Here is a 10,130-nt window from a genome sequence, read left to right on the forward strand (position 1 = left end):
TCCAGCGGATCGCCCGTGGTGGAGGAGCGTTATGGAGCACGGCCCTGACCTGACGACCGCGGACTGGCGCAAGTCGAGCTACAGCGGGAACACCGGCGGCGACTGCGTCGAGTGCACGGTCACCGGCGGCGCGGCCTGGCGCACCTCCTCCTACAGCGGCAGCACCGGCGGCGAGTGCGTCGAGGTCGCCCCCTCCCACGCCTGCGGCTCCGTCCCCGTCCGTGACAGCAAGAACCCCACCGGCCCCGCCATCGTCCTCGGGGCCCCCGCCTGGCAGGCGTTCGTGGACGGCCTGCGCTGACGAGGGCCCTCGCCCTCAACTCGCCGTGTCGGCCAGCAGCTTCTCGTAGCCGACCAGGCGCACGCAGGCCGTGACGCCCGCGATCGCCTGCTCCAGCTCCTCCGGGGTGGGGAAGCTGGGCGCGATCCGGATCACCGCGTCGTCCGGGTCCTGGCCGTGCGGGTGGGTGGCGCCCGCCGGGGTGAGGACGATGCCCGCGTCGGCGGCGCGGCGGACCACCTCGCGGGCGCAGCCGTCGAGGACCTTCAGGGTGATGAAGTAGCCGCCCTTGGGGTCCGTCCAGGTGGCAAGGCCGGTGGAGCCGAGTTCGGCTTCGAGGATGCGCAGGACGGCGTCGAACTTCGGGCGGAGCTTGGCGCGGTGGAGGTCCATGTGGGCGTGGACGCCCGCCTCGTCCTTGAGGAAGAGCGCGTGCCGCAGCTGGTTCACCTTGTCCGGGCCGATCGTGCGCTTGGCGAGGTTGCCGAGCAGCCAGGTGATGTTGTCGGGCGAGGCGCCGAAGAAGCCGACGCCGCTCCCGGCGAAGGTGATCTTCGAGGTGGAGCCGAAGACGAAAGCCCGGTCGGGGTGGCCGTGGCCGGCGCAGGCGGCGAGCACGTCGGCTATCGCGACGCGCTCGTCGGTCAGGTGGTGGACGGCGTAGGCGTTGTCCCAGAAGATCCGGAAGTCCGGCGCGGCCGTGGGCATCGCGGCGAGCCGGTCGACGACCTCGTCGCTGTAGCTGATCCCGTCCGGGTTGCTGTACTTCGGGACGCACCAGATGCCCTTGACCGAGGCGTCCTCGGCCACCAGCCGCTCCACGGTGTCCATGTCAGGGCCCTGGTCGGTCATCGGGACGGGGATCATCTCGATGCCGAGCCGCTCGCACACGCCGAAGTGCCGGTCGTAGCCGGGTACGGGGCAGAGGAAGGCGATCCGCTCCTGGTCCACCCAGCGGGAGGCGGCCCCCGGCAGCACGCTCAGCAGCGCGTGCACCAGGCTGTCGTGCATCAGCTCCAGGCTGGAGTTGCCCGCGGCCACCAGCTGCTCGACGGGGACCTGGAGCGGGCCGCTGAAGATCTCCCGCAGCTCGCGCAGGCCGTGGAGGCCGCCGTAGTTGCGGGTGTCCACGGATTCGGCGCTGCGGTGCGTCTCGCCGGGCAGGGCGAGCAGCGGTGCGGCGAGGTCGAGCTGGTCCGCGGCCGGCTTCCCGCGCGTGAGGTCGAGGGAGAGGCCCCGCTCCACCAGCTCGGCGTAGTCCTGCTGCGCGCGGTCTCGGTGGGCGGCCAGGGCTTCGGGGCCGGACACGATGGTGTTGATGGCAGATCTCCTTCGCGGGCGAACGCGGGGTGTACGGAAAACGGCGTACGGCAGACACGGCGTACGGGCATACGACGCCGTCTGCACCTTACGGAGGCGCTCGGCTCCGGCAGGCCCCAGGGTCGGTGGCCCGCCTCAGAACCGGTTGCCCGCGATCACACCGTGGCCTGACTTCTCGGCTGACCCCAGGTGGTCTGAACCAAACCTTCGGCGACGGCGGCGCGCATCCGCCTTCCGGAAAACGAAGGAGCGACGCCCCCGTTCCCCTGGGTGCGTAAGGCTGCACCGCAGGAACAGGGGCGTCGCTCCGCCGGAGCGGATCCTCAGACGATCCAGCGATCGCCGAAGCCGCAGTTGGCGATTTCGAGCGCGGTGTCGTCCTTCGCGCTCGCGCCGCCGGTCGGGCGCAGGCACAGGTCGTTGCTGACCGCGTTACGGATCCAGTTGGTCCCGTCCCCGCGAGGGTCGAGCCACCAGAGCTGGTTGTCTCCGGTCGCGTTGCAGTGGAACTGGGTGACCTTCGTTCCCGCCGACCTCGCCTTGTAGTAGCCCAGGTCCAGGCACAGCCCGCCCTTGCTGTTGCGGATCAGGAAGAGGGGCGCGTTCTGGGGCCCGCCGTCCTTGTCCACGATGTCGAGGTTCCACAGCTGGTTGTCGGAGGTAGAGGTTGTGCAGGGGTCCTGGTTGATCCGGCCGTCGATCTCGCCCTTGCCCCAGCCCGGGACGTCCACGCACTGTCCGGTGTCCGCGTTCTTGATCACGGTGTTCTGGACCCCGGAGCGTCCGTTGGCCCACTGGCGGAGCTTCTCGGCGGGCGTCAGCACCTTGGCCTTGACCTTGGGCTTCTTCGCGTCCTTGGACTTCTCCGGCGAGGGCGTCGGCGAGGGCGTGACCGGGGGCTGGTGGACCACGGGCTCGACCGGCTTCTTCTCCTTCTTCTCCTTCTTGCTCGGCGTGGGGGAGGGGGCCGGCGACTGGCTGGTGTAGGTCTCCGGAACCGGAGGGCGTTCGCTGTCCAGCACCGTGCCGGCCGCGTTCTCGGTCCGGGTGCGCTCGGGCTCGCGGTCGTCCTGCCCCGCCAGGAGGAAGGGCACCGCGATCAGGAGCGCGCCGACGATGCCGGCCGCCGCGAGCATCGGCTTCTTGGGCCGGCTGCCGGGCGGTTCGTCGCCCTCCTGCGAGCTCGCGCCACCGCCGCCACCGGTACCGGTCGCGGTCGCCACGGAGGAGCCCGAAGCCGGGCCGTCGGTGCTGACGGTCGCCAGCTCCGCGGTCGGAACGGAAGCCGACGACGCCGACGCCGACGCGGCGCCGGACAGTGCCGCGGCCGGAGCGGCGGCGGGTTCGGCGGTGCCCTCCGCTTCGCCCCGGGGCGCGTTGGCGCGCGTCCCGGTCGCCTCGCCGGTCTTCGCGGCGTCGGGGCCCGTGGCGGCGTTCGTGTTCGCCTCGGCCTTCGTCTTCGCGGGGTCCCCGGACGCCGGGATCTCCGCTCGGGTGGCGGCCTCCGGAGCGGTTCCGGAGACGGGCGCGGCCTTACCGCCGGGCCGCTCGCCGCCGCCCGGCGCCAGTGCGCTGCCGGGGTCCCCGGGGGTTCCGGGCATGGTCACCGATCGGCGGACCGATACCGATGAGCCGCCGGAGTTCCGGCCGTTCCCCGTGCCACCTTCGCCGGTGGACGTGCCCGACCGCGTGGATATGCGGGAGGTTGGATCATGCTCTCTTGCCACCTAAGGTCCTCGCTCTTGTCGGGGTTCGTTGTCGCGTCACGGTCCGGCCCCCACAGCGCCCGCGCAGCGCTCCGGCCAGTGGCCGGTGCCCTTGGGCGTCGCTTCGGGTCCGGCTGCGACGGCTTCCAGCCGGGCGAGCACGGCCCGATCCCCCTCGGGATCGGGCGCGAGCGCCCCGGCAGGTCCGGTGAGTTCACGCAGATGGATCTGCACGCCGGGCTGCGCGCGGCGGACGGCCAGCACCCGGAAGAGCGTCCCGGGGGCGAACACCACCTCCTCCGGCCCGCGCTGCTCGGAGAACTGCCGCACGCGGCGGCCGGCCACCGACCAGATGACATAGCTGTCACCCGGCGGCGGTGCGGTGCCGGCGTCCAGCCGCACGGTGCTCAGCAGAGCCGCGTCGCGCAGCAGTGTCCCGGGACGCGGCGGTCCGGGATGGCCGCCGTCTCCGGAGGCGGTGGTGCCGCGCAGCACCGCGCCCCGGTAGGACGGCATCCGGTTCAGTGCCGAGGCCACACAGGCGCCGTACGGCAGCAGGTCCAGCTCACGGTCGCGCAGACTCCAGGTCAACGCGCCATGGCTGAAGGGCCCTTCCGAAAGGTGCAGGTACATCCGCAGCGCGATGAGATCGGCGCGGGCCGCCTCCTGCTCCTTTCCGCGCAGCGCGGGCATCCGGGCGAGCGCCCGTGCGACGGCCGCGCCGTGCCGGTCCCACATGTCGCCCGCGAGCGCGCGGAAGGCGGTCCGCTCGGCCTCGGAGCTGCGGTGCCCGGGGTCCAGCAGGACCGGGGGAAGCGGAGCCTGCACGGCCTCCGCGCCCTCGTCCTCGTTGCCCTCTCCGTCCTCGGCCTCGGCCTCGGTCACGTGGCCGGTGTCGGGAGTGTCGGGGGCCTCGGGATCGGGAGCGCCTCGGACCTCCGGTGCATCCGGTACGGGCGGTACGTCCGGAAGCCGGGCGGCACCGGAGTCCGACGAGGCGGTCGAGGTGAGCGGCGCCGTTGCGGGCACGGGGTCGGAGGATTCGGCCACCACCCGGTGCGGCGGTCCCGGCGGGGCGGGCGCCGGCTCCGGATCGCGTACGTCCGGGCCTTCGGAGCGGGGAGCGGCCGGGGCGACCTCGGTGGCGTCCGGTCCGGTGGACGGTTTCGGGGTGGGGGCGGCTGCCGGACCGTCCGGAACCGCGGAGATTCCTGGGGCTCCGGCCTCTGCCGAGGTCTTCTCGTCGTCCGCTTCCCCGGGGTCGGGCGCGAGGATCGACGCGCCGCCCGCTTCCGGCTGCCCCGGCCCCCCGGGGGGCGCGGATCCGGCGTCCGCGTCGGGGCTCTCGTCGCCGTCGGGGCCTTCGGGCGCCCCAGGTGCGGGGTCCTTCCGCTCGGCACCGGACCGGCCCTGCCCGCCTTCCGGTTCGGAGCCGTCGGTCGCTGCGGAGCCGTCGGTCGTGGCGGCGTTCCCGGTCGTCACGTCGGTGGCCAGGCCGCCCTCGGCGCGTTCGTCCGGGCCGGAGGTCTCAGCAGCTCCCCCGTTGTCGTCGCTTCGGGTCTCGGCCGCAGCTCCCGCGCGGCCGCCTTCGTCGAGGCCTGGGGGCCGTACGGGGTCTTCGTCCCGACCGGCGGCGCGGGCTTTCGGAGCCGGGGCGTTCGCCTCCGGGGCCTTCGCCTCCGCACCGTTCGCCTCCGGGGCGTTCGCCTCCGGCTCCCGCGCTTCGGGGCGCCCGGCCGGGCCGGTGTTCCGCCCCGGGGCCTGGGGCGCCGGAGCAGCATGGGTGCCGAGCCCAGGGCCCGCGGTCGTTCCCGACGAGCGGGCCCGTCCGGCGAACCCCGTCGGAACGCGGTCGTCCGACCAGTCGAACGTGTCCGCCCGTCGCTCCCGCTCCCCACGCGCCGCGCTCCTGCCGGACGCGCCGGACTTGCCCGGGGTGGCCGGGGTGCCCGAGCCACCCGCAGGTGCCGACGTGCCCTGCGCGCCCACAGTTGCCGAGGTGGTCGGCTTGCCAAAAGGTGCCGACGTGCCCGGGGCGCCCGAGCCGCCCGAGGTCGCCGGGCCGCCCGGCGTGCCCGCCGTACCCGGCACGCCCGAAGTACCCGCGGTGCCCGCCGTCGTGGGCGTACCAGGTGCCGGGCGCGCACCGGACGGACCGCGTCCGCCCGGCGTACCCGACGGGGCGGAGGCGGACGGCGTACCGGAGGTGCCCGCGGCCGTCGAGGCGCTCGCCCCCGTCTCCGTACCGGCGGCCATCGCCTCCCTGAGCTCCCGTGCACGTTCCGTGCGCGCCGCTCTGCCCCCGATCTTCGCGGGCGGGGCCGGGGCGGACCCGGAGGCCCGTCCCGGCTGGTGGGGCACCGCGGGTTGTCCGGACTGGGTACGCGGGCCCGGGCCGGGGCGCTCCGCCGGTCCGGACGACGCCGGGCGCTCGGAGCCCCGTGCATGAGGCGGCGGTGACAACGATGCCAGCGGGGTGGCTCCGGGCGGAGGGACCGCACCGGCAGCGGCGGGACGGCGCGGGGCCGTCTGCCCGGACCGGACCGGGGCCGGGGCGGCGTGGCGCAGGGTACGCAGTCCGTACTGGGCCGCCAGCCGCCGCAGTTCGCGTCCGCCGTCGCGGGCCACACCGTGCACATGGAGGACCGTGCGGCCGCGCAGGTCCGGCGCCAGGGATTCCAGCACGTTCGACAGGACCGGCCACAGCGAGGCGTCGAGGAGTTCACCCGGCATGCCCAGCTCGATCATGGGACCGGCCGGGTCCACCCGGCGGGCGGTGGGAGACAGCGCCGGGCCGCCGCGCGGCCCCACCCACATGCCGGCCCGGGTCACCGTGAGCTGCCAGTCGTCGGTCAGACCGACCACGCCCTCCTCCGGACGTGCAGGCCCCGGCAGCGGAGGGCTCCAGCGCAGCAGCCGGGGCGGCCGGGCGCGGCCCTCCGCGTCCGGCGGGGAGCACCGGACCGCGTCCACGAACGGGATCCACGCCGGAGTGCCGTCCGGCGTCGCCAGGACCGACCGCACGGAGTAGGTGCCCATCAGGCCGGCGGCCGCGACGAGCGGCAGCCCGGTCATGACCTCCACGTCGATGTCCAGCCGGTCGGAGACCGACTGGGCCAGCGGCAGCAGATCGCGCCGCCCACCGGGCACGAGCCGCACGTCGACCTGGACGTCGTCCGGGAGGGCTTCGAGCACCTCGGCGACCTCCTCGGCGGAGATGTCCTCGCCGAAGGGCACGCCGACCACCACGGTCAGGCGGCGGGGGTCGACCGGTACGGCGTGGTAGAGGTCGCCGGGCCGGGCCGGCGCGGCTCCGGACGGACGGACCAGCACCCCGGCAGGTATCTGCTCGACGACGCAGCCGCCCGCCAGGGCCGCCGGCAGGTCGTCGAGCGCGGACTGCCAGGACGGCTGCGGGCTGCGCGGGCCCAGGGGTTCGGGCCGTTTCCCCGGCGCGAACCGCCACCAGGCACCCGCCGAGGACCGCCGTCCGGCGCCTTCGACGGACGGGATGAAGAGGGAGCCGCCCGGCACGACGAGCGGCGGCCCGTCCGGCGCCTCGACCTCCATCCGCCAGGCGTCGGCGATGCGGCGCGCGGTGGCGGGCCGGCCCTCGGCGTCATGCCCCGCTCCGGGCATGACCAGCCGTACGCTGTCGGCCCCCGACTCGCTCAGTGTGTCGAGCAGTTCGCTCAGCTTCGGCCAGAAGGCGGCGGATCCCGCACCCTCGGCGCCCGCGATGACGGTCACGGTGTCCTCGTCCGCACGCATGGTGCGGGCCAGGTCGGCGACGTCGGCCGGGGTGAGGGTGTCGTCGGAGAAGGTCCGCAACAGCAGCAGTCCGTCGTGGTCCTCGACCAGGAACCCCTCCTCGGCCTCACTGTTCGGTCTGCTGGAGGCGGCAGCGGTGCGGTCGCGCCCGGCACCGGTGGAGGGTCCGGTGCCGCGTCGGCGTGCGAAGACTCCTCTGCCCTTCATGCCCGGGCCTCCGTTCCGGCCGGGGACACGGCCGTTTCCGTCCGGCCGGGCGCGTCGGCGACGAGCCGGTCGGCGTCGGTCACGTGGACCGCCAGGATGCGCGGCGCGCTCGGCCCCTCCGGGCTGTCCGTGCTCACCGCCCTGGTCTCGCCGCGCTCCTGGGCGGCGATCTCCTCGGCCAACGCCTCCGTCTCCATGATCATTCCGGCCGGTCCGGTCGGGTTGAGGTAGAGGGAGTGCCCCTCGGGCAGCCCCGCGACCACGTCGGCCACCGGGACCAGCCGGGCGGCGAGCGATCCGAGGGCGCGGAGGTGGGCCGGGCTGGTGAAGACAGGGACCACGGGGTCGCCCTGGGCCGACCGGAGGGCCGTGGGCTCGCCGTCGGAGCCGACGAGTACCGCGACCTTCGACGCGGCCAGGGTCCGCAGGACCTCGGCGGCCGGTCCGTAACCGGTGACAGCGCGCTGGACGGCGGACTCCACGGGGTCGGTGGCCCTGGGCCAGCCGAGCGCCGCCGGGGAGGGGCGGTAGTCCGCGTTGTCCTCCCACGCCACGATCGTCCCCGCGGCGTCGGTACGCCACCGGCCGGGAACCGCCCAGTCCGGCGGCGCGCCCCGCCCCGACCACGCGGCGTCGGGGACGCTCAGCCAGCGGTCGGGCAGCTCCCGGGCCGCCTCGACCACCTCCGGGGGCGGCTCCGGCTGCGGACCTGCCGGGGCCACCGGCCCGTCAGGGGCGGGGGCCGGGTCCGCCGGCCCGCCGGCGGTCGCAACCGCTTCGGCCGCGGCGGGTCCCGGCACCGGTATCGCCGGATCGTCCTCGGCCGCGGGGAGGGGCTCGGGTCCGGGCGCGGGAGGTATCTCCGGGACGGAGCTGTCGACGTACTCACTCACCGGCGGGCACTCCAAGAACAGAAGACATGAGCCATTGCTGCGAACTCACCCTCATCAGTTGACAGTCCGGTGATACGGACGGCCGGGCCGGGCCCTCTGCCGTGGTGCGCACGGAGGGGCGTGCGGGCGGCAAGCGGAATCGCGGACCACACGAGGTTCTGCTCACGGATGAACCGTACCCGCACAAAGTGGAGTTAGAGGAGTCAGATCCGTACCGCCCTGCCCTCTTCACCGCCCGGTCCTGCCCTCCGTGGCGTCCGGCCCTGCCCTGCCACCGCCGACGCGGGGGGCCGGGGGCCCGCGGGCTCAGCTCTCTCCCCGGAAGAACTCGGGCCGCTCCTCGGCGGATCCAGGGGGCCAGGGGGTGGCCTCGGAGCCGCCGCCGGCCGTCGGCCCGGGTGGCCAGGCGTCGGCCTCCTCCAGGCGGGCGAACTCCTCCAGCTCGGCCTGGGCCGCCAGCAGGGCGCTCGCCGTGACGAGTTGCCCCACGGGTGCGGAGGAACTGAGGACCAGCACCTCCTTCCCCTCGGGGAGCCGGTCCAGGAGGTCGGGTACCAGCATCATCTCGTGCGGCGGCAGCCTGTCCTGGTCCAGGGTCGGGGAGGCCGGAAAGACCGGCACGGCCTGGGTGCCGTCCTGCGCGTCGGTGACCGCCAGGCCACCCACCTCGTCGAGGCACACGGCGACTTCGGCGTCGGCGACCATCAGGGCGAACAGATCCTCCGAGGCGTATCCGGTGGCGACCAGCTGCACGGCGGCGTCCACGGGGCTGACCGGCGGGGCCCAGCCGTGTGCGTCGGGCGACGGGCGGTACTCGGTGTTCTCCTCCCACTCCACGATGTCGCCCTGGGTGTCGCTGCGCCAGCGCCCCAGGATCGCCCACGGAGGCGTGGGCTCGTCCTCGTCGCCGGTCCAGTGCCGGTCGATCACGGACAGCCAGTGGTCGGGGGCCGCCTTCGCGGCCTCCACGTAGTCCTCGGGCGGCTCCCGGAACCCCGGTCGGCCCCGCAGCACGGCGGACGGGCCGCCCTGGACACCGGAAGGGCGCGGTCCGGAAGCAGCGGGCCCGTCGGCCGTCTCCGCGTCGGCGGGGCCGTCGGGCTCGCGGTCCGGTGCACCTGAAGGGCTCGTCATCGGGGCAACTCCATCGGTTCGCTTCGTGCGTCGTACGGGGGCGGTCAGCTCTCGGAGCGCGCGGAGGCTTCGCGGCCGGTCTCTTCGGCGGGGTCCGGGAGGGGGGCGGCGGGGGAGGAATCCGGCCCGCCCGCCCCGGTGGCCGAGGGCTCCGGGTCGTCGGCCTCGGCCTCGGTGGAGCGCCGCGGTTCTTCCGGCGTCGCCCCGGCGGCCTCGTCGACCGCCCGGCGCAGGGCGTCGGTCTCGACGGTCATACCGACCGGCCCGGAAGGGTTGACGTAGAGCAGGTGGCCCTCGGGCAGACGTTCCATCACCTCGGTGACCGGCGCGAGTTCGTAGCCGAAGCGGCCGGCCGCGTGCAGATGGACAGGTGAGGAGAAGACCGGTACCACCGCGGTCCCGTCGGGCGAGACCGCCGACAGCGGTACGCCGCCGGGCGCGAGCAGGACGGCGACCTCCGCCGTGGCCAGCGCCCTGGGGACCGCCTCCCCCGGACCGTACCCCGTGGCGGAGAGCTGCACCGCCTCGTCCACCGGGTCGGTGGGGGCGGGCCAGCCGAGCGCCTGGGGCGAAGGCCGGTACGCCTCGTTCGGCTGCCACTCCTCGATGTCGCCGTCCAGGCCGGACCGCCACCGGCCCACCACGGCCCATTCCGGCGGATCGCCCTCGCCCGCCCATGCCGGGTCGACCATGCCGAGCCAGTGATCGGGAGCGAGCCGGGCGGCCTCCCTGATCTCCTCGGGGACCGGCGGCGCGGCGTCGTCGCCGGTCGCGGCCGGTCCTGCGGCAGTGCTGTCGTTCATGGATTCCTCGCTGGGA

Annotated in this window: 7 protein-coding genes; 1 reads left to right on the forward strand and 6 read right to left on the reverse strand. The window is 74.8% G+C overall.

What is annotated here, in order from left to right:
- Positions 1–31: 31 nt before the first annotated feature.
- Positions 32–301, forward strand: a complete 270-nt coding sequence (locus WQO_RS09805) for a DUF397 domain-containing protein (RefSeq protein WP_010057463.1) — start codon at positions 32–34, stop codon at positions 299–301.
- 15 nt (positions 302–316) lie between these two features.
- Here the strand turns inward: WQO_RS09805 and WQO_RS09810 are convergent, their stop codons facing one another.
- The 6 genes from WQO_RS09810 to WQO_RS09835 form a co-directional block, all read right to left on the reverse strand.
- A complete protein-coding gene (locus WQO_RS09810; protein WP_010057461.1) occupies positions 317–1,588 on the reverse strand; it encodes an aspartate aminotransferase type Ic in 1,272 nt (423 codons plus the stop codon).
- Positions 1,589–1,923: 335 nt separating this feature from the next.
- The gene (locus WQO_RS09815; RefSeq protein ID WP_010057459.1) at positions 1,924–3,201 is read right to left on the reverse strand and encodes an RICIN domain-containing protein; all 1,278 of its coding nucleotides are present in this window, start codon (positions 3,199–3,201) and stop codon (positions 1,924–1,926) included.
- A 162-nt stretch (positions 3,202–3,363) separates the two neighbouring features.
- Positions 3,364–7,284, reverse strand: coding sequence for a hypothetical protein (locus WQO_RS36730; protein WP_010057457.1), 3,921 nt, complete (start codon positions 7,282–7,284; stop codon positions 3,364–3,366).
- Positions 7,281–8,177, reverse strand: a complete 897-nt coding sequence (locus tag WQO_RS34425) for a type VII secretion system-associated protein (RefSeq protein ID WP_010057455.1) — start codon at positions 8,175–8,177, stop codon at positions 7,281–7,283. The genes WQO_RS36730 and WQO_RS34425 overlap by 4 nt, the downstream gene beginning before the upstream one ends.
- Positions 8,178–8,483: 306 nt before the next feature.
- Positions 8,484–9,311 carry a type VII secretion system-associated protein gene (locus WQO_RS09830; RefSeq protein WP_010057454.1) on the reverse strand — a complete coding sequence of 276 codons (828 nt, stop codon included), beginning with the start codon at positions 9,309–9,311 and terminating at the stop codon, positions 8,484–8,486.
- 44 nt (positions 9,312–9,355) lie between these two features.
- Complete coding sequence (locus tag WQO_RS09835) at positions 9,356–10,114, reverse strand: type VII secretion system-associated protein (RefSeq protein ID WP_010057453.1); 759 nt, start codon at positions 10,112–10,114, stop codon at positions 9,356–9,358.
- Positions 10,115–10,130: the final 16 nt, after the last annotated feature.

Origin of the sequence: Streptomyces globisporus C-1027, from assembly GCF_000261345.2 — a bacterium.
Classification (GTDB): domain Bacteria; phylum Actinomycetota; class Actinomycetes; order Streptomycetales; family Streptomycetaceae; genus Streptomyces; species Streptomyces pakalii.

Coding starts and splice junctions, on each gene's coding strand:
- WQO_RS09805 (WP_010057463.1), top strand. CDS start 32: ATGGAGCACGGCCCTGACCTGACGACCGCGGACTGGCGCAAGTCGAGC.
- WQO_RS09815 (WP_010057459.1), bottom strand. CDS start 3,201: ATGCCCGGAACCCCCGGGGACCCCGGCAGCGCACTGGCGCCGGGCGGC.
- WQO_RS36730 (WP_010057457.1), bottom strand. CDS start 7,284: ATGAAGGGCAGAGGAGTCTTCGCACGCCGACGCGGCACCGGACCCTCC.
- WQO_RS09830 (WP_010057454.1), bottom strand. CDS start 9,311: ATGACGAGCCCTTCAGGTGCACCGGACCGCGAGCCCGACGGCCCCGCC.
- WQO_RS09835 (WP_010057453.1), bottom strand. CDS start 10,114: ATGAACGACAGCACTGCCGCAGGACCGGCCGCGACCGGCGACGACGCC.